This window comes from Methylobacterium guangdongense, from assembly GCF_038442355.1.
GTDB classification, from domain to species: domain Bacteria; phylum Pseudomonadota; class Alphaproteobacteria; order Rhizobiales; family Beijerinckiaceae; genus Methylobacterium; species Methylobacterium guangdongense.
In genome coordinates, this window is record NZ_JBBXMX010000022.1 from 30,250 (window position 1) to 47,393 (window position 17,144).

The window sequence follows — 17,144 nt, forward strand, 5'->3', positions numbered from 1 at the left end:
GAGGCCCCCTCGAAATGCCGGTGCGACGGCTGCGAGCGGGCGTTCGGACGGCCCGTATCCACACTTACTCTATGGTAAAACTGGGGCGACGGCGGCCGAGCGACGCGTCATCGTGGGTCGTCCCAGGGTGGCGCGATTGGTGAAGAACAGGTCGATCGCCTTGGCCATGGAGCCGGTGACGCCCGCCCGCCACTCCGGCGATTGCAGCATCTCCAGGTCGCGCTTGCTCGACAGGTAGCCGAGCTCCACCAGCACGCTCGGCACGTCGGGGGAGCGCAGCACCACGAAGCGGGCCTCGCGGTGGGGCTTGGTGCTCATCTCCATCACCGGGGAGAGCTGGCCCATCAGGGTCCGGGCGAAGCCCGACGAGAAGCCGCGGGTCTCCCGTAGGGTGAGTTCCTGCAGGATGTCGGCGATGTCCGGCGGCGCCTCGGCGGCGTCGACACCCGCGGCGGCATCGGCCCGGTTCTCGCGCTCGGCGAGCTTGGCGGATTCGAGGTCGGTCGCCTTCTCGGAGTTGGTGTAGATCGTGGCGCCGCGCACCTGCGGGGCGGCCGAGATCGAATCGGCGTGGATCGACACGAACAGGTCGGCTTTGGCCTCCCGGGCGAGGCGCACGCGCTCGGCCAAGGGCACGAACACGTCCCGGTCGCGGGTCATGCGGACCCGGTAGCGCCCCCCCGCCTCCAGCTTCTCGACGAGCGCCTGGGCGAAGCCGAACACGATGTCCTTCTCGAACACCCCCCCCACCGCGATGGCGCCCGGATCGGTGCCGCCATGGCCGGCATCGACCATGATCAGCGGGCGCTGGTCGGCCGGCTCGGGGGCGGCGGCGCGGGCCTGCGCGGGGGCGGGATCGGCCGCGGCGGCGGCCCTGCGGAACGCCTCGCGGTCGGTGCGCTGGAGCGGGATCGTGAGCAGCACGGCGCCGTCCTTGGCGCGGGTCGTCGTCTCGATCTTGCCCACCGTGGCGGGGTTGGCGAGGTCGATCACGATGCGCGAGCGCCCGGGGGCGAACAGGCCGTAGCGGAAGGATTGGACGAGGCCGTCCCGGCGGCTGCCGGTACCCGATTCGAGCTGGAAGTTGACCTCGGGCAGGTCGATCACCGCCCGGTCGGGCCGCTCCATCACGAAGCCGCGGGCCTCGACCGCCCGGGACAGGGTCAGGGTGAGGCGCGTCGTGCCGCCCTGGCTCGCGAGGTCGGCCCCGATGGCGATGGCGGGCTTGTCGCCGGTCTGCGCAGCCGCGGGGGGACCCGCCAGCGCCGGCGCGAACGCCAGGGCGAGGCAGAGGCAGACGGAACGGATCAGGCGCGCGCAGCTCGGCATCGGTGCGGTTGGGTTTCCCGTGCCCTCCGTCACGGCATGGGACCGATAGGGTTAACGCGCGGTTGCCGCAACCGCCCCGGTCCGGAAGCCGACGCCGCGGCGGAGCGTCAAACCGGCCTCAGCGAAAGGCGACGGCGCGGCTCGCCTTGCCCATCACCGTGACCCAGCAACTCAGGGAAGCGTCGGCGGCGCGCTGAGCCTCATTGACGTTCAGGCGGATCAGATCGGCCGGCGTGCGGACATCCGACAAGGCCCGGAAATGCGCCAGGGCAGCCACACCCTCGTCCTGCATGTAACGGGCGATGGTCGAGCCGATCTCGATCATATCGACGCGATCGGGCGCGAACATCAGCCGGTTCAGCGCCGAGGGCTCGGCGACGCTCTGTACCACGGCGGGGACGAGGTCCGGCGCGGGGACCGCATGGCGTTCCGTCTCCGGATCCACGCCGTCATCCGCACGCGATTCGCCAGGGATGTCGTGAGGAGCCTCTGCGTCGCGATCCGCCTCGGGGGGGCTCACGGCGTGGGCAATGCGATCGGCAAGATCGGATTCAGGCTCGGCCTGGGCGAGGGAATCCGCCGCCGGGGCTGACGCCAGGACCGGCTCGGCCTCCGCGAACGCGGCGCGCGACAGGGCCGCCACGGACACGTCCGACTCGTCTGCCGGCACCTCGGACACGGATTCGGGGGGAGCGGGGATCTCGGTGTCCAGGGGCGGCTTCGGCTGCCAGTTGGGACGGCTCGTTTTCGGCCGACGCGGCTTTCCCATCGCGCGATCTCCTCCTGTCCGCTTCAGCCGACCCGCTTGTGCGCCCGCTTGCGCGTTGGTCGGCCCGCCTCCGGCCTGCCGGCGTCGGACCTGCGACGCCCGGGCGCCGAATCATGGGATCCGGCCGGTCTGAAGCGGCCGCCCGAATCGTTGGAACACCCCCGATCCTTGCGGACCGGGGGAAGCCAGCCCTTAGCGAGCGGCGTTCTGGGCGAGGGCGCCGTAATCCTTGGCCTGGGCCTGGAAGGCGGCGAACTGGCTGCGGACGAACTCGGACTGCAGCTCGAAGGCCTCGCGCAGGTCCTTGGTGCGCACCAGCTTCTGCGCGAAGTCGAAGGTCGCGTTGGCGTTGGCCTGGGCGTGGTCGAAGCCCTTCGCGATCGCAGCGCTGAAGGTCGACTGGAAGGTCTGGCCCGAAGCCTGAGCCTGCTCGGTGGCCTTGACGGCGTTGGCCATCAGGGTGCCGACGGCGTTGCGGGCCTGGTCGACGCTCTTCTCGGCGAAGTCGCGCATCTCGGTCGGCATCTCGAAATTCGGGGTCTGCATCGAAGTCTCCAGGTCGATTCGTGGAGCGGGACGCCGGCTGCGTCCGCCGTGACGCGCTCGTATATGTTGCACTGCAACAAGAAGTCAAGTGCATGTTGCTGAGCCGGGGGCGACCCGCTGCGCATCGATAAAATGCCGGATCCATGATCTCGGACAGTTATCAGGCCGGGAACGCGCCGATGAACTAGACTCACGGCTAAGCTATGCCGTTTATTGCGGCGGCATGAACTGCTGATTCGGGTCGGCCATCGGTTTACAAAAATCCATCCTCTTGTCTAGAGGGCAATTGACGGGCCGTGAAATCTTGATGCGGCCGCTGCGATCAGACAGCCCCGGAATCGGCGTCCCTGACCGATCCTGCATGATGCTGCATCGCAGCAGGAACGTCCGCCGCGAGGCCGCCATAGAGCGTCCGGAGGGCGGCCGCATGGGCTGCCAGCGTCATCGGCGTCGCCCGGGCCTCGGCGTAGGCCCGGGCGCCGAGGTCCCGGACGCGTGCCCCGTCCCGCAGGGCCGTGAAGGCCGCCGCAAGGGCCCCGGCCTCCGGGGCGACCACGAAGCCGGTCTGCCCATGCCGGACCTTCTCGGCGGCCCCGGACCGGTCGGAGGCCACCACCGGGATCCCGGCCGCCAGGGCCTCGTAGACGGTGAGCGGCCCGGTCTCGTACCAGCGTGACGGCGCGGCGAGCGCCCGGGCGCGGCGGCGCAGGATCTCCCAGACCGCGTCGGGGCTCTGCCAGCCGATCACTTCCACGCCGTCCCGGGCGCGCAGTTCCGCCTCCAGCGGCCCGGCGCCGATGAACAGGGCGGGCAGGCCGGCCGCGCGGGCGGCGTCTGCCACGAGGTCGGCCCCCTTCTCGCGGGTCAGGCGCCCGACATAGGCGATCGCGTCGCCGCGTTCGGGTGCGGCCGCCGGCCCTTCGGCGATCCGGACCGGATTGTCGATCCGGTGGTGGGTGACGGCGGTGCCGCCGAGCAGGTCGCCCATCCGCCGCCGGCTGGCGTCGCAGACATGGACCACGTGGAGCGGTCGCCCCTTTACGGCCTGCCGCAGCGCCACGGTGCGGGCGACGCGCACCAGCTTGTGGGCGCGGCTGCGCGCGTCGCAGGGCGCCACGATGCAGGCGGCCGACAGGGGCGTCAGCCCGCAGGGCTCGGCCCGGTCGAAGCGGTAATAGACCCCGTTCGGGCAGGCCAGGGCGTAGTCGTGCAGGGTGACCACCAGGGGCACGCCCGCCCCCGACAGCACCGGGAAGACGGCCGGCGACAGGGCGCGGGTCCATTGGTGCAGGTGGATGCAGTCCGGACGCTCCGGCAGGGCGGCGAGCGCCGCCGCGAGCGTGCGCGCGGCCTCCGCGTGCCAGATCCCGGCCGCCGCCGCCCTGGCCCCGCCGAGCGACCAGATATCCGGCAGCCCGAGCACGACCCGCCGGATGTTGCCATGCGCGAGCAGCGGATCGGCCGCGCCCGGGATCGCCTGGAGATAGGTCACCGCGACGCCGGCCTCGGCGAGCCCCCGGGCCGATTCCAGCGCGACCTTCTCGGCGCCGCCGCTGGCGGACGCGAACTCGGCCAGGATCACGACGTGCATGGAGATAGCCCCGGTCTCTGCTGCCGGGATGATGGCGAAGACCGGTTTACGGGGGATCAACCGCCAGCGGTTACAGGTCTTCGTTCCAGATCTGAGCCTCGGAAACACGACCGTGCACGTCGTCCTCGTCGCAGACCACGCCTCGATCAACGGCGGCCAGGCCAAGGTGGCGATCGAATCCGCCCTGGGGCTCGCCGCCCGCGGGGTCCGGGTCAGCCTGTTCGCCGCCGTCGGGCCGGTGGATCCGCGGCTCGAACCCGCCGGCATCCGCGTCGTCTGCCTGGGGCAGGACGATATCGCCACGACGCGCAACAAGCTGGCCTTCGCCGCCCAGGCGATCTGGAACGGCGCGGCCAGCCGGGCGCTCGCCCGGGAACTCGCCGCCTGCGATCCGCGGGACACCGTGGTCCACGTCCACGCCTTCGCCAAGGCGCTCTCGCCGTCGATCGGCACGGCTTTGCGGGCCTCGGGGCTGCCCTGCCTGTACACGATGCACGAGTTCTTCCTGGTCTGCCCGACCGGCGGCTTCTACGCCTACCCCGAGCAGCAGATCTGCCACCGCACGCCGATGTCGGCCTCCTGCATCGTGGCGAACTGCGACGCGCGCAGCTATCCGCGCAAGGTCGCCCGGATGGTCCGCCATGTCGGGCTGCAGCAGGTGGCCCGGCTGCCCGAACTGTTCTCCCACGTCATCACGATCAGCGACCTGCAGGAGCGCGTGGTGCGGCCGCTGCTGCCCCCGGGAACCGTGTTTCACCGGGTCGACAACCCGATCGCGGTGGCGCAGGCGCCGCTGCGGGATGGGCCGCCGGGCGATTTCCTGTTCGTCGGGCGGATCTCCACCGAGAAGGGTGCGCCGATCTTCGCCGAGGCGGCGCGGCTTGCGGGGGCGCGGGCGGTGTTCGTCGGCGACGGACCCGAACGGGCCGATCTCGCGGCGCGCTACCCTGAGGCCGTCATGCTCGGCTGGCGCCCGGCGGACGCCGTGCAGGCGCTGATGCGGCAGGCCCGGGCGCTGGTCTTCCCGAGCGTCTGGTACGAGGGCCAGCCGCTCACCGTCTACGAGGCGCTGGCCTGCGGCGCGCCGGTGATCGTCAGCGACGTCTGCGCGGGCCGGGAGGCGGTGGTCGACGGCGAGACCGGGTTCTGGTTCCGCTCGGGCGATCCCGAGGCGCTGGCCGCACATCTGCGCAGCTTGGCCGATGACGATCGCGCCGCCCGGATGGGCCGGGCCGCCTACGACCGCTACTGGTCGGCACCGCTCAGCCTCGACGCCCATCTCGACCGTCTGGCACGCGTCTACGAGACCGTGATGCGCGGCGCCGATGCCCGCGGTCCGGTCGTGGCCCGGGTGGCCGAGCGGCCGACCGCGACGGCCTGATGCCGCGCGACCCCCGAAAAATCGGAAACACCCGCCCTCGCCTGCGTTGTTCCGCACCGGCACCCTTGCGTGCCCCCGTCACGGACGAGCGAGCGACATGGCCGACGAGCAGAAGCGGAACGAGACCAAGCCGGGCTTCCAGCAGGGCAGCGCCAAGCCGGGCGACGCGAAGCACCCCGACAACAAGCAGGAGAAGCTCAACGAGCGGCTCGACGAGGCCCTGGAGGAGACCTTCCCGTCGAGCGACCCGGTGTCGGTGAAGATCACCAAGTAGGCCTGGGCTTCCAAAGGGCCTGGGGCCCTTTGGCAGGGTGTCGGGGCGGAGCCCCGACGATGCCGGGCGGCGGGGCCGCCCGGTCGGTCGTCAGGCGGCTTCGAGCAGCCGGCGGGCGATCACCTGGGCCTGGATCTCGGCCGCGCCCTCGAAGATCGACAGGATGCGGGCGTCGCACAGGATCCGGCTGACCGGATATTCCAGCGCGAAGCCGTTGCCGCCGTGGATCTGCAGGGCGTTGTCGGCCGCCGCCCAGGCGACGCGGGCGCCGAGCAGCTTCGCCATGCCGGCCTCGAGGTCGCAGCGCTTGCCCTCGTCCTTCTCGCGGGCCGAGAAGTAGGTGAGCTGGCGGGCGATGTTGATCTCCACCGCCATCATGGCGAGCTTGTCGGCGACCCGCGGGAAGCTGACCAGCGGCTTGCCGAACTGCACCCGCTCCTCGGCGTAGCGCAGGCCGACATCGAGGGCCGACTGGGCCACGCCGATGGCGCGGGCCGCCGTCTGGATGCGGGCCGACTCGAAGGTCTGCATGAGCTGGGCGAAGCCCTTGCCCTCGACCTCGCCGAGCAGGTTCGCGGCCGGGACCTCGAAGCCCTCGAAGGCCAGCTCGTACTCTTTCATGCCCCGGTAGCCGAGCACCTCGATCTCGCCGCCCGACAGGCCCTGGACCGGGAACGGCTCCTCATCCGTCCCGCGGGGCTTCTCGGCGATCAGCATGGAGAGGCCCTTGTGGCCCTTCTCCTCCGGCTTCGTCCGGACCAGCACGGTCATGATGTCGGCGCGGACCGGATGGGTGATCCAGGTCTTGTTGCCGCTGATCTTCCAGGTGTCGCCGTCCTTGACGGCCTTGGTGCGCAGGCTGGCCAGATCCGAACCCGTGTTCGGCTCGGTGAAGACGGCGGTGGGCAGGATGTCGCCGGACGCAATCTTCGGCAGGAAGCGCTGCTTCTGCTCCTCGGTGCCGCCGCACAGGATCAGCTCGGCGGCGATCTCCGAGCGGGTGCCGAGCGAGCCGACGCCGATATAGGCGCGGGACAGCTCCTCCGAGACCACGCACATGGCGGTCTTGGGCAGGCCCATGCCGCCGTATTCCTCGGGGATCGTCAGGCCGAAGACGCCGAGCTCGGCCATCTTGGTCACGATCTCCATGGGGATGTAGGCGTTCTTCAGGTGCCACTCATGCGCCTGATCGACCACCTCGGCCTTGCCGAAGCGGCGCATCTCGGAGCGGATCGCCTCCATGTCCTCGTCGAGGCCCGAGGCGCCGACCGTCGCCGCGCCGCTGCCGTCGCGCATCTGGGCGACCAGGGCGGCGCGGTTCTCGGGCGTGTTGCCCTCGGCGATCAGGGTCTCGACCGCGTCGGTGCGGTACTGCGCCACCTCCTTGGCGGAGAGGCCCAGCGACCCGATGGGGCGGACCATCTCGCCCTGGCTCATCGGGATGCCGGAGAAGAGCTGGTCGAGATACTCGCCCGCCCCGATCCGAACGAGGAGCGACTCGGTCTCCCCGAACCGGCCCTCGGCCTGAAGGCGCTCGGCGTAGCCGCCGAGTTCGGCGATGGCCTCCGCGTAGGTGGCGAGCCACGCGAGCCCGTGGGCGGCGTGCTGCTGGCCTTCGAGCTTGGCCGCGTCGATCCGCCCGTCCGTCCCGAGGATCCGCGTGCGGACCCGGCGGGTGGCCTCGGCGGCCAGCGCCTTGGCGCTCTCGCCTGCGCTCTTGGTCAGGGACACGAGGTCCTGCGGCTCGGTCTGGATCGCGGGGGATGCGGACATGGTTCTTGCTCGCCTGGCGTTTTTCTGGATCGTGCCTTTTAACCCGTTCGCGGCGCAAGCCGAAGCAGATTTCGTTTGCGGCGTCTTGAACTGAAGTTGAACAGCGCGGGACTTGGGAAGAGACTTCGAGAGAGTCTGGCGATGCGGACAGCCTGATCGCGTCGCGAGTCACGCATCCGGCCTTGGATTCGGAGAGGCGCCGGATCCGCAAACCTCCCTCCCCCCCTTTGCGGGGGAGGGAGGGCGCGCGGCAGGCCCGGTCCCTCAGTTTCTAGAAAACCCCGCCCAAGCTCAGCGCTTCTGCTCGCAACGCGTCTTCACGTACGCGCCGTCCTCGCCCTTGAAGCCGGAATTGGCGGCGAGCACCGGGCCCTGGATCAGGCATTCCTGAAGGGTGTGGGCCGGGCCCGTGACCACGTCGATGGCGGTGTCGCGCGAGCAGTCCGGGGCCTGGACCGAGGCGGCACAGATGAGGGCGACGACGAGGATCTGGTTCATGGGGCCTCCCGGCTCGGCCCGGCTTCTCGGACGGCGGGCGGCGTCAAGCGAAAGGCGTGGGTGCGGGTACAGGTTCCATCACACCAGCGCGGCCAAATCGGCACCGCCCTCGATCGCCGCCGGATCCGGCACCCGGCCCTCGCCCAGCAGGTGCAGGAACGCCGTGAACGGCTTGTTGCGGCCGATGCTGCAGGCCGCGACCGCCCGACCCTCCCGGACATAGTAGGCGATGAAGTCGAGCGCCGCCGGGTCGCCCTGCAGGATGATCCGCTCGAAATCCGGCGCGTAGCCGCCGTAGTCGAGGCGCTTGTCGCCCTGGTTGCTCCAGAAGAACGGCGCAGCGACGAAATCGCCCTGCGCCCCCAGGATCGCCTGGGCGGCGTGCGTGCCGTGCTGCTGGGCGAGCCGCCAGTGCTCGATCCGCGCGGTGACGCCGCTGCCGTGCTCCGGGAAGGCCGCGATGTCGCCCGCGATCCAGACCCGATCGGCGAGCGTGAGGTCCGCGCCGACCCGCAGGCCACCCTTCTCGTCCGGCTCCACGCCGGCGACGATCCCGGTCTCCGGCGCGGCCCCGGCGCCGATCAGGACGAGATCGGCCGGCAGGCTCCCGCCATCCTCGGTCTCGACCGAAGCGACGCGGCCGTTGCCGGCGATCCGGGCGACGGTGCCGGTCACGAGGGTGATGCCGTTGCCGGAATGGTACTGCTTCAGCGCCGCCCCCACGGCCTCGCCGAAGCGTTTGGCGAAGGGGATCTCCTCCCGCGACAAGACCGTCACCGACAGGCCGCGCTTGGTCAGGAAGGCCGCCGCCTCCAGGCCGATGAAGCCCGCCCCGATCACCACGACGCGCTTGGCCTGCTCGGCGGCCTCGCTGAGCCGCACGGCATCGTCGAGGCTGCGCAGCGTCATCACGCCGTTGAGGTCCTTGCCCTCGAAATCCGGCACCACGGCGCGGCTGCCGGTGGCGATCAGCAGGGCGTCGCCCGTGAGCGTGCGCCCATCCGCCAGGGTGACGCTGCGGGCGGCCGGGTCGACCCGGGTGGCCTCGGCCTCGATTCGCTCGACCTGGTGGGCGGCGGCGAAATCCGGCTCCAGCAGGGTCTTTTCCGGCGGCGTGGGCTTGGCCAGGAACTGCTTGGACAGCTTGGTCCGGTCGTAGGGCGGATGTCCCTCGCGGCCGACCATCGTGATCCGGCCCGAAAATCCTTCGCGGCGCAGGGTCGTCACGCAGGCGACGGCGGCCGCACCGGTGCCGACGATCAGGACGTGGCCCACGGGCGCCGCGGCGCGCTTGGCTGGGGCCGGTTCGGGGGTGAGCGTCGCCACCGCCTCGCCGCCCTCGATCCGGACGGGATAGCGGGTCAGCGCCTCCAGCGCCGGGGGCTCCTCCAGGCTGCCGTCGGACAGCGCGAAGGCCGCCTTGTGCCACGGGCAGTAGAGCCGGCCGCCACAAATCTCGCCCTTGGCGAGGGGCGCGCCGAGATGCGGGCACTTGGCCTGGAAGGCGCGCACGCCGTCCGCGTCGCGCACGAACAGGACCGCGTCGTCGCCCGCCTTGCCCTCGGCCTTGCCGCCGACGGGAATGGCATCGAGGGCGAGGCGGATCTCGCGGGGCTTGTCCTGGTCCATGCGTGTCGCGCTCGATGCCGGCCCGGGCTGTTTCGGCCCGCGCGCATCAAACCGCGAGGCGGCGAAGGGTTTCCGGGCCCTGCGGTCGCAGGCCCAAATTGGGGTTTCGAAAGGGCGAGCCCTTTCGCGGGTCCAGGGCGGAGCCCTGGTGTCGGGCCAAGCCCGAACTCAGGGGCTCCGCCCCCGAACCCCCGCCCAAGGGCTCGCCCTTGGGGAACCCGGGCCGACAGCGCTCAGCCCCGGCTCGCCACCGCGACCCCGAGGGCGGCCAGCGCCATGCCGCCGCCCTGGAGCGGCGTCAGCACCTCGCCGAACAGCAGGTAGCCGAGCACGGCCGCCACCGGCGGCACGAGGAAGAACAGGGCCGCCACCCCCGCCACCGCGCCGCGCCGGATCAGCGCTAGAAGGAGCAGGATGCCGGCCACCGAGTTGATCAGGACCGCCCAGGCGAGCCCGAGCCAGACCGGCGCCACGGACTCGAACTGCGCGCTGCCGAAGGCGAGTGCCAGGGGGATCGCGCAGGCCATGCCGCCGACGAACTGGAGCGTCGCCCCGGCGAGCAGATCGACCCGGCCGCCGGTGCGCTTCTGCCAGAGGGTGCCGAGGGTCAGCGACAGGACCGCCAGGAAGCTCACCGCCAGCGCCAGCGGCGGGATGCCCGAGGGATCGGCGGCGCCGATCTTCGGGGCCAGCACGAGCCCGGCCCCGGCGAAGCCCATCAGGATGCCGAGCGCCCGCCGGCCGCTGACCCGTTCCCCGAGCAGGGGCTGGGCCAGGAGCGCGGTCAGCAGCGGCTGGAGGCTGCCCACGAGGGCCGCGATCCCGGCCGGCAGCCCGCGGCTCACCGCCCAGAAGGTGCTCGACAGGTAGATCCCCTGCATCAGGAAGCCCGCGATGACGGGATCGCGCCAGCCCGCCCGGTCCGCCGGCCAGCGCACGCGGGACACGACCGCGATGCCCGCCAACACCAGGGCGACCGCGGTGAAGCGGACAGCCGTGAAGGCCAGCGGATCCGCATGGGGCACCACGGCACGCGCGGAGATGAAGCCGGTCGCCCAGATCGGCACGAACAGGGCCGGAAGGACGCTGGCCGCGCGGCCGGGGGGTCGTGAGGGTGTCGGCATGGCCGTATCTAAGGCGCATTCGGCCGGCGACTCGCAACGGCGATCCCACGGCGATCCCGCGGCGATCCCGCACGCCCGTGGAGGGCGTGGCGCCCGTGCGTCACCGGTTCGTGTTCGGGACCGGATCGCGTCACCCGCGTTGACGGGCCGGCCCCGGCACCGTTCATCGGCTGGCGGCCAGAGGATGATGAGACCGAGGATCGTGAAACCGCTCCGCAACGGATTGCAGGTGATGGGCGTCGCCGCGCAGCGCTTCGTCTCCCATGACGGCTGGGCGATCGCGAGCCACATCGCGCTCTCGACCCTGACGTCGCTGTTCCCGTTCCTGATCCTGCTCGCCGCGCTCGCCGGCCTGTTCGGCACGCAGTCGCTCGCCGACGAGGCCGGCGTGCTGATCTTCGACGCGTGGCCCCGGGAGATCGCCAAGCCGATCGTCGGCGAGGTGCACCGGGTGCTTACCGAGCAGCGTAGCGGCGTGCTGACGCTCGGCGCGCTGTTCGCCCTCTACTTCTCCTCCTCCGGGGTCGAGAGCCTGCGGGTCGGGCTGAACCGGGCCTACGGCCTGCGCGAGAGTCGGCCGTGGTGGCTGACCCGACTCGAATCGATCGGCTACGTGATCTGCGGCGCCTTCGCGATGCTGACCTTCGCGCTGCTCGTGGTGCTGGGGCCGCTGATCTGGCGCGCCCTCGTGCTGGTGGCGCCGGGGTTGGAGCCCCTCAGCCTCACGGTGGCGATCGGGCGGATCGGGATCACCGCGCTGCTGCTCGCCGTGATCCTCGTCATCGCCCACAAGTTCGTCGCGGCGGGGCGGCGCACGATCCTGTCGGTGCTGCCGGGGATCGGGGTGACGCTGGTGCTGTGGTTCTTCGCGGGCCTCGGCTTCGGCTTCTACCTCGACCGCTTCTCGAACGCCTATGCGTCCACCTACGGGGGCCTGGCCACCGCGATGGTATTCCTGGTGTTCCTCTACTGGCTGGCCGCCATGTTCCTGTTCGGCGGCGAGATCAACGGCACGGTGATCGCCGCGCGCCGCAGCCGCCTGCAGGCGCGGATGCTGGCGCGCCGGGCCGAGATGGAGGGCAAATGGACGGGATCGAGCACCTGAGACTCCGCGCCAACGGGGCGGACCTGCACGTCGCGCGCTGCGGCACGGGGGCACCGCTGCTGCTGCTCCACGGCTGGCCGGAATTCTGGCTGACCTGGGAGCCCGTGATGATGCGGCTCGCGGATCGCCACACGCTGATCGCCCCGGATCTGCGCGGCTTCGGCGACAGCGACAAGCCGGAGGGCCCCTTCGGGCCGGCCGACCACGCCGCCGACCTCGTTGCGCTCCTCGACACGCTCGGGATCGCGCAAGCCGGCATCGTCGGCCACGATGTCGGCGGGGCGGTGATCCAGGCGCTCGCCCGGGCCAATCCGGAGCGTTGCGCCGGTCTGGTCCTGTTCGATTTCGTCTATCCGGGTATCGGCCCCCGCCTCGGGGCGCCGGACCGGCTCACCGAGATCTGGTACCAGTCCTTCAACCAGATGGACTTGGCCGTGCAGCTGGTCGGGGCCAGCCGCGAGAGCTGCGCCGCCTATATCGGTCACTTCCTGCGGCACTGGTCACACCGGAAGGAGGCGTTCGACGACGTGCTCGACGCCTTCGTGGACGCCTACATGAAGCCGGGGAACCTCGCGGGCGGCTTCGCGCATTACCGGGCGGCCCATGCCGGGCGGGTGGCGATGATGAAGGGCGAAGCCCCGCCCCTGCCGCCGATCACCGTGCCGACCTGCGTGCGCTGGGCCGAGCACGACCCGATCTTCCCCTATGCCTGGACCGACCGCCTGGGCGAGACCTTCTCGGATCTCGACCTCGCGCCGTTTCCCGGGGTGGGGCATTTCCCCCACCGGGAGGATCCGGAGCGGGCGGCGGCGGCGATCGCGGGATTCTTTAAGCGAATCGGGTGGGGGTGAGTCACCGCAGTCTGCCGGATGCGATAGGTCCTCTCTCCCGGAGGGCTACCGGATTGGTACGCCGTGCGGGGCACAGTGGCGACCGAATGAGGCGCGGGTCCCCTCTCCTGAAGGGAGAGGGACAGGGTGAGGGGTGTGCGGCTTCCGAGGAGAACGCGATCTGACCGCGCCTCGAGGGTGCGCCCAACCCCTAAAATTGTCAGTCGTGCTTGATGCCGGCAGGTTCGGGAGGTGTCGCGTGTCGGCGTCGAGCAATGATCGGACAAAAGTCATCGATCGCGCACGCACCTTGCGCCGTAACCAGACAAGCGCCGAAGCGAAGCTCTGGCGTGTGCTACGGGACCGGGCACTGAACGGTCTCAAGTTCCGGCGCCAAGTCCCGATCGACCGATACGTTGCCGATTTCGTCTGCTTCGAGGTCAAGCTCGTTATTGAAGTCGATGGAGCGACGCATTCCAGGCATGACGAAGTTGCTCGGGATGCGGCGCGAACGGCCATGATCGAGCAGTCAGGATTCGCAGTCCTGCGAATTTTCAACGCGGACATCTATGATAATCTTGAAGGTGTCCGAGAAACAATCCTCGCTGCCGCCGAGCGCCGCGACACGGTGTGATGCCCCGCTTCTTCAGAGAGTGATGCGAGGCGCCTTTCTTGCTCCGACTATAATGGTCATTGGTGCCAGACGCCGGTGACGGACCGCGACCTGCCCCCTCTCCCGTGCGGCAGAGAGTTGGGTTGAGCCACGAGAAGCTTCACAAGCAAGCGCCTTCGAGGTTCGTCGACCACGCGAGTCCTTCGGAGAGGTCTTACCCCTCACCCTGTCCCTCTCCCTTCAGGAGAGGGGACCCGCGTCTCGCCCCGAAAGGCACCGCTTGCGGCTGGCATCAGCCCGTCCTCACGCCGCCAGCGGCAGCCCTTCCTCGGCGTCCGCCTCGGTCGCCATGAACTGCGCCCGGGCGAGTTCGGCGAAGCGACCGCCCTCGGCCACCAGCGCGTCGAAGGTGCCGGCCTCGACGATCCGGCCCTCGTGGAACACCAGGATCCGGTCGGCGTCGCGGATCGTGGCGAGGCGGTGGGCGATCACGAAGGTGGTCCGCCCCTCCATCACCGCCTCCAGCGCGCCCTGGAGCTTGCGCTCGGTGGCGGCGTCCAGCGCCGAGGTCGCCTCGTCGAGGATCAGGATCGGCGGGTTCTTCAGGAGCGCCCGGGCGATCGAGAGCCGCTGGCGCTCGCCCCCCGAGAGCGACCGGCCGCGCTCGCCGATCACCGTGTCGAGCCCGTTCGGCTGGCGCGCCAGGAAGGCGCTGGCCTGGGCCCGCTCCAGGGCGTCGAGCATCTCGGCATCCGTGGCGTCGGGGCGGCCGACCTGCAGGTTCTCGCGGATCGAGCGGGCGAACAGCATCGGCTCCTGGAACACCACGCCGATGTTGTGCCGCAGGCTCGCGAGACCGATGTCGCGGACATCCATGTCGTCGATGCGGATCGCGCCGGAGGCCGGATCGAAGCTGCGGTGCAGGAGGCCGAGCGTCGTCGACTTGCCCGAGCCGGTGGTGCCGACCAGCGCGATCGTCTCGCCGGGCCGCGCCGTGAACGAAACGCCGTCGAGCGCCTGCCGCTTGCCGTCATACGAGAAGGTCACGTCGTCGAAGGTCACCGCGCCCTCGAACCGCGCCACCTGCCGGGCATGCGGCCGGTCGGCCACCGCCGGGACGGTGTCGTAGATCTCGAAGAACTCCGCGATCTTCGGCGCCTGCTGGAACAGGCCGTTGACGAAGCCGACCACATGGTCGAGCCGGGCCACGAAGGCGGTCGCAAGGCTCATGAAGGCCACGACCTCGCCCACCGTGGTGGTGCCGGCCTGATAGAGCCAGATGCCGGTGACGAAGATCGCCGTCATGGTGATGGTCGCGGACGCCCGGGTCGCCACGTTGGCGAGCGCCCACCAGGACAGGACCGGGATCTGCGCCGCGAGCAGGTTGGTGATGATGCCGCGCATCGCGTCCTTCTCGGCCTTGGCGCGGGTGAAGGACTGGATCACCGCGACGTTGCCGAGCGCATCCGAGGCGTGGGCCGCAAGACCCGAATTGAATTCCTCGACCTGCCCCTGGAGCGTCTCGGTCCGGCGCATCACGAAGGTGGTGAGCGCCGTGAACGCCAGCACCAGCACCACGAGGATCGAGCCGAGCTGCCAGTTGATGAACAGGGTCATCGGCAGGAGCACGCCGAGCGAGACCAGGGCGACGAGGTGGTCGCGGAAGAAGCCGAGCCACAACCACGCCATGCCGTTCGTGCCCTCCAGCATCGCCTTCAGGACGCGGCCCGAATGGTTGGCCGAGTGGAAGGCGAGCGGCAGGTCGAGCACGTGCTCGAAGTAGCTCGCCATGGAGGACAGGCGGTTGCGGTGGGCCAGCCGGTCGGCGTGGAGCGCTATGAACACGCCCGCCGCGATGGTGAAGAAGCCGAACGCCACCCAGGCGGCGAGGAGCGGCAGCATCGTGCCCATGGCGTTGCCGCCGCGCTGGAGATGGGAGAGCTGATCGATGATCCGGCCCATCAGCAGGGGCTCGGCGAAGGCCGCGATCGCCAGCACGACGTTGGTCGCCGCCAAGCCGACCGCCAGCCGCCGCTCCGCCTTCAGAAACCCTAGGACCCGTCCGTAGAGACGAACCATCGTACCGCTCCGCCACCCCTGGCACGGCCCGTGTGACCCGGGTCCTGCGCCATTTCTTAACGGGGTTCGGCCGGCCGGCAGTGTCGCCGGTCCTGCCGCCAAACCCCTCGTACGACAGCGGTATGCCAGGGTTTGCCTGAACGGGCGATGACGGGACGATACAGATTGGAAACAGGCGTCTTAATTGTTCGTTCAGTAAGGTTACCAACGCCTTTGGCCGGCCGATCGGGCCGCGTCTTACCCGCCCCCGGGATCGCCCCTACTTGGCGGTCAGCAGCGCCCAGTAGACCTTGTATTTCGACCCCGGCGCGTAGGCGGTGGCGATGCCCATCTTGGTGGCCTTCGGGTCGAGCATCGTGGCGTCGTGCGGCGCGCTCTCGCGCCAGCCCGAGAAGGCCTCGGCCAGGGTGTGGTAGCCCGCCGAGAGGTTGGCGTTCACGTCCGCGTAGCCGAGCCGCTCCACCGCGGCCTTGACGGTCTGCGCCTTGCTCGGCCGGTCGGCGAGCGCCATCGACGCCGCCTCGGCCTCGGCCAGGCGCTGCAACTCCGGATCGACCGCGAGCGGCGCCGCGCCGCGGTTGCGGCGGTAGGACGAGATCATGTCGCGGGCCGCCTCGACGTCGATGTGGGCGCTGTTGTTGGCGAGCGGCAGGTAGATGCTCGGCAGCGCCGACGAGGCCGGCGCCTGGGCGGCGCATGAGCCGAGAAGCGCCAGCACGGGCAGGCAGGCCGTCCGCCGCAGAATCCGTCTCCTGTGTCGTGCGCCCACGTTTCCTGGTCCCCACCCCGGCAGCCGGCTCGGATGCCTGAGCCATATAAGCACTGTCGGACCAGCCCGCATCCACGCAGCAGAATCATCCACCCGACGTGATAGGACGTCGATGTCGTATCATCCTGCCCGCCCTCGACGTCCATGGCACGCGCGCGACTCCTGCTCGATGACAAGAGGGTCTTCGCGGATGGTATGATCCTTCAGCTCAAACTGTGGGAACTTCAGCCCCCCGATCGGGTGCGCGGTTCGCTGCACGGCTTCAAATATTCGCTGTTCTATGGCCGTGAGGGTCAGCGGATCCTGGCCTATGACAATGAAGCAGGTAAGGGTGATCACCTCCATCGCGGTGCGGAGGAGACGCCCTACCTGTTCACGACGTTCGAGACGCTGCTGGACGACTTCCTGACCGAAGTCGGCATGCTGCGCGGAGGTGAGCGATGAGCGATGAAGTGACTGTCGTCATCGGCGGATCGGTGGAGGATATGCGGGCGCGTTTCCTCTCGGCGGTGCGGCGCGTGGAGGCCGGCGAAGCCGTTGAGCCGGAACGCGTCGTCACGTTCGAGAACTGGGCGACCTTCCTCAAGACCTTCTCGGCCGACCGGATCGCGTTGCTGGAGGCTCTGGCGGTAGGTCCGGCCGACTCGATCGACGCACTGGCCGGCTCGCTCGGCCGGACCTACCGACGCGTGCACGACGACGTGGCGGCTCTGGAAAAGGCCGGCCTGTTGAAACGGACCGGGACGCGGGTGATGCTCGCCGCCGAGGGCGCATGCGCCCATCTCGACCTGCGGCCTTCCCGGGCGCGCCGGCAGGAGGTGCCCTCCTCCTGAA

Annotated in this window: 17 protein-coding genes; 7 read left to right on the forward strand and 10 right to left on the reverse strand. The window is 70.3% G+C overall.

The window, feature by feature from the left end; genetic code table 11:
* Positions 1-69: 69 nt before the first annotated feature.
* The 4 genes from AAHG09_RS26770 to AAHG09_RS26785 form a co-directional block, all read right to left on the reverse strand.
* Positions 70-1,329, reverse strand: a complete 1,260-nt coding sequence (locus tag AAHG09_RS26770; RefSeq protein ID WP_342110543.1) for an N-acetylmuramoyl-L-alanine amidase — start codon at positions 1,327-1,329, stop codon at positions 70-72.
* A 118-nt stretch (positions 1,330-1,447) separates the two neighbouring features.
* Positions 1,448-2,098: a hypothetical protein gene (locus tag AAHG09_RS26775; RefSeq protein WP_342110544.1), complete on the reverse strand. Its 651-nt coding sequence runs from the start codon at positions 2,096-2,098 to the stop codon at positions 1,448-1,450.
* A gap of 192 nt (positions 2,099-2,290) precedes the next feature.
* A complete protein-coding gene (locus AAHG09_RS26780; protein ID WP_342110545.1) occupies positions 2,291-2,644 on the reverse strand; it encodes a phasin in 354 nt (117 codons plus the stop codon).
* Positions 2,645-2,966: 322 nt separating this feature from the next.
* Positions 2,967-4,235, reverse strand: coding sequence for a glycosyltransferase (locus AAHG09_RS26785; RefSeq protein ID WP_342110546.1), 1,269 nt, complete (start codon positions 4,233-4,235; stop codon positions 2,967-2,969).
* 112 nt (positions 4,236-4,347) lie between these two features.
* On the opposite strand from AAHG09_RS26785, the gene AAHG09_RS26790 reads away from it, so the two are divergent.
* The gene (locus tag AAHG09_RS26790; protein ID WP_342110547.1) at positions 4,348-5,616 is read left to right on the forward strand and encodes a glycosyltransferase family 4 protein; all 1,269 of its coding nucleotides are present in this window, start codon (positions 4,348-4,350) and stop codon (positions 5,614-5,616) included.
* Positions 5,617-5,713: 97 nt separating this feature from the next.
* A complete protein-coding gene (locus tag AAHG09_RS26795) occupies positions 5,714-5,890 on the forward strand; it encodes a hypothetical protein (RefSeq protein ID WP_167627699.1) in 177 nt (58 codons plus the stop codon).
* Between the two features lie 90 nt (positions 5,891-5,980).
* Here AAHG09_RS26795 and AAHG09_RS26800 read toward each other — a convergent pair whose 3' ends face one another.
* From AAHG09_RS26800 to AAHG09_RS26815, 4 genes are all read right to left on the reverse strand, one after another.
* Positions 5,981-7,663: an acyl-CoA dehydrogenase family protein gene (locus tag AAHG09_RS26800; RefSeq protein WP_342110548.1), complete on the reverse strand. Its 1,683-nt coding sequence runs from the start codon at positions 7,661-7,663 to the stop codon at positions 5,981-5,983.
* Positions 7,664-7,954: 291 nt separating this feature from the next.
* Complete coding sequence (locus AAHG09_RS26805; protein WP_342110550.1) at positions 7,955-8,161, reverse strand: hypothetical protein; 207 nt, start codon at positions 8,159-8,161, stop codon at positions 7,955-7,957.
* Positions 8,162-8,239: 78 nt separating this feature from the next.
* Positions 8,240-9,790 (reverse strand): FAD-dependent oxidoreductase, encoded by a 1,551-nt coding sequence (locus tag AAHG09_RS26810; RefSeq protein ID WP_342110552.1) that lies wholly within the window; start codon positions 9,788-9,790, stop codon positions 8,240-8,242.
* A 233-nt stretch (positions 9,791-10,023) separates the two neighbouring features.
* Complete coding sequence (locus tag AAHG09_RS26815; protein WP_342110554.1) at positions 10,024-10,914, reverse strand: DMT family transporter; 891 nt, start codon at positions 10,912-10,914, stop codon at positions 10,024-10,026.
* A gap of 187 nt (positions 10,915-11,101) precedes the next feature.
* Here AAHG09_RS26815 and AAHG09_RS26820 point away from each other — a divergent pair, with 187 nt between their 5' ends.
* The 3 genes from AAHG09_RS26820 to AAHG09_RS26830 all read left to right on the forward strand — a co-directional run bounded on the left by AAHG09_RS26820 (position 11,102) and on the right by AAHG09_RS26830 (position 13,483).
* Positions 11,102-12,019, forward strand: a complete 918-nt coding sequence (locus tag AAHG09_RS26820) for a YihY/virulence factor BrkB family protein (RefSeq protein ID WP_412760096.1) — start codon at positions 11,102-11,104, stop codon at positions 12,017-12,019.
* Positions 11,998-12,870: an alpha/beta fold hydrolase gene (locus AAHG09_RS26825; RefSeq protein ID WP_342110555.1), complete on the forward strand. Its 873-nt coding sequence runs from the start codon at positions 11,998-12,000 to the stop codon at positions 12,868-12,870. Before AAHG09_RS26820 ends, AAHG09_RS26825 begins: the two co-directional genes overlap by 22 nt.
* Positions 12,871-13,108: 238 nt before the next feature.
* The gene (locus tag AAHG09_RS26830; protein WP_342110557.1) at positions 13,109-13,483 is read left to right on the forward strand and encodes an endonuclease domain-containing protein; all 375 of its coding nucleotides are present in this window, start codon (positions 13,109-13,111) and stop codon (positions 13,481-13,483) included.
* Between the two features lie 282 nt (positions 13,484-13,765).
* Here AAHG09_RS26830 and AAHG09_RS26835 read toward each other — a convergent pair whose 3' ends face one another.
* Both AAHG09_RS26835 and AAHG09_RS26840 read right to left on the reverse strand, forming a co-directional pair.
* Positions 13,766-15,541 carry a glucan ABC transporter ATP-binding protein/ permease gene (locus AAHG09_RS26835; RefSeq protein WP_342110560.1) on the reverse strand — a complete coding sequence of 592 codons (1,776 nt, stop codon included), beginning with the start codon at positions 15,539-15,541 and terminating at the stop codon, positions 13,766-13,768.
* A 259-nt stretch (positions 15,542-15,800) separates the two neighbouring features.
* Entirely contained in the window at positions 15,801-16,259 is a 459-nt protein-coding gene (locus AAHG09_RS26840) for a CAP domain-containing protein (RefSeq protein ID WP_342110561.1), read from the reverse strand.
* Positions 16,260-16,454: 195 nt separating this feature from the next.
* Here AAHG09_RS26840 and AAHG09_RS26845 point away from each other — a divergent pair, with 195 nt between their 5' ends.
* Positions 16,455-16,754 (forward strand): toxin-antitoxin system TumE family protein, encoded by a 300-nt coding sequence (locus AAHG09_RS26845; protein ID WP_342110562.1) that lies wholly within the window; start codon positions 16,455-16,457, stop codon positions 16,752-16,754.
* Complete coding sequence (locus AAHG09_RS26850) at positions 16,751-17,143, forward strand: HVO_A0114 family putative DNA-binding protein (RefSeq protein WP_342110563.1); 393 nt, start codon at positions 16,751-16,753, stop codon at positions 17,141-17,143. Before AAHG09_RS26845 ends, AAHG09_RS26850 begins: the two co-directional genes overlap by 4 nt.
* Position 17,144: the final 1 nt, after the last annotated feature.

Coding starts and splice junctions, on each gene's coding strand:
- AAHG09_RS26770 (WP_342110543.1), bottom strand. CDS start 1,329: ATGCCGAGCTGCGCGCGCCTGATCCGTTCCGTCTGCCTCTGCCTCGCC.
- AAHG09_RS26775 (WP_342110544.1), bottom strand. CDS start 2,098: ATGGGAAAGCCGCGTCGGCCGAAAACGAGCCGTCCCAACTGGCAGCCG.
- AAHG09_RS26780 (WP_342110545.1), bottom strand. CDS start 2,644: ATGCAGACCCCGAATTTCGAGATGCCGACCGAGATGCGCGACTTCGCC.
- AAHG09_RS26785 (WP_342110546.1), bottom strand. CDS start 4,235: ATGCACGTCGTGATCCTGGCCGAGTTCGCGTCCGCCAGCGGCGGCGCC.
- AAHG09_RS26795 (WP_167627699.1), top strand. CDS start 5,714: ATGGCCGACGAGCAGAAGCGGAACGAGACCAAGCCGGGCTTCCAGCAG.
- AAHG09_RS26800 (WP_342110548.1), bottom strand. CDS start 7,663: ATGTCCGCATCCCCCGCGATCCAGACCGAGCCGCAGGACCTCGTGTCC.
- AAHG09_RS26805 (WP_342110550.1), bottom strand. CDS start 8,161: ATGAACCAGATCCTCGTCGTCGCCCTCATCTGTGCCGCCTCGGTCCAG.
- AAHG09_RS26810 (WP_342110552.1), bottom strand. CDS start 9,790: ATGGACCAGGACAAGCCCCGCGAGATCCGCCTCGCCCTCGATGCCATT.
- AAHG09_RS26815 (WP_342110554.1), bottom strand. CDS start 10,914: ATGCCGACACCCTCACGACCCCCCGGCCGCGCGGCCAGCGTCCTTCCG.
- AAHG09_RS26820 (WP_412760096.1), top strand. CDS start 11,102: ATGAGACCGAGGATCGTGAAACCGCTCCGCAACGGATTGCAGGTGATG.
- AAHG09_RS26825 (WP_342110555.1), top strand. CDS start 11,998: ATGGACGGGATCGAGCACCTGAGACTCCGCGCCAACGGGGCGGACCTG.
- AAHG09_RS26835 (WP_342110560.1), bottom strand. CDS start 15,541: ATGGTTCGTCTCTACGGACGGGTCCTAGGGTTTCTGAAGGCGGAGCGG.
- AAHG09_RS26845 (WP_342110562.1), top strand. CDS start 16,455: ATGGCACGCGCGCGACTCCTGCTCGATGACAAGAGGGTCTTCGCGGAT.
- AAHG09_RS26850 (WP_342110563.1), top strand. CDS start 16,751: ATGAGCGATGAAGTGACTGTCGTCATCGGCGGATCGGTGGAGGATATG.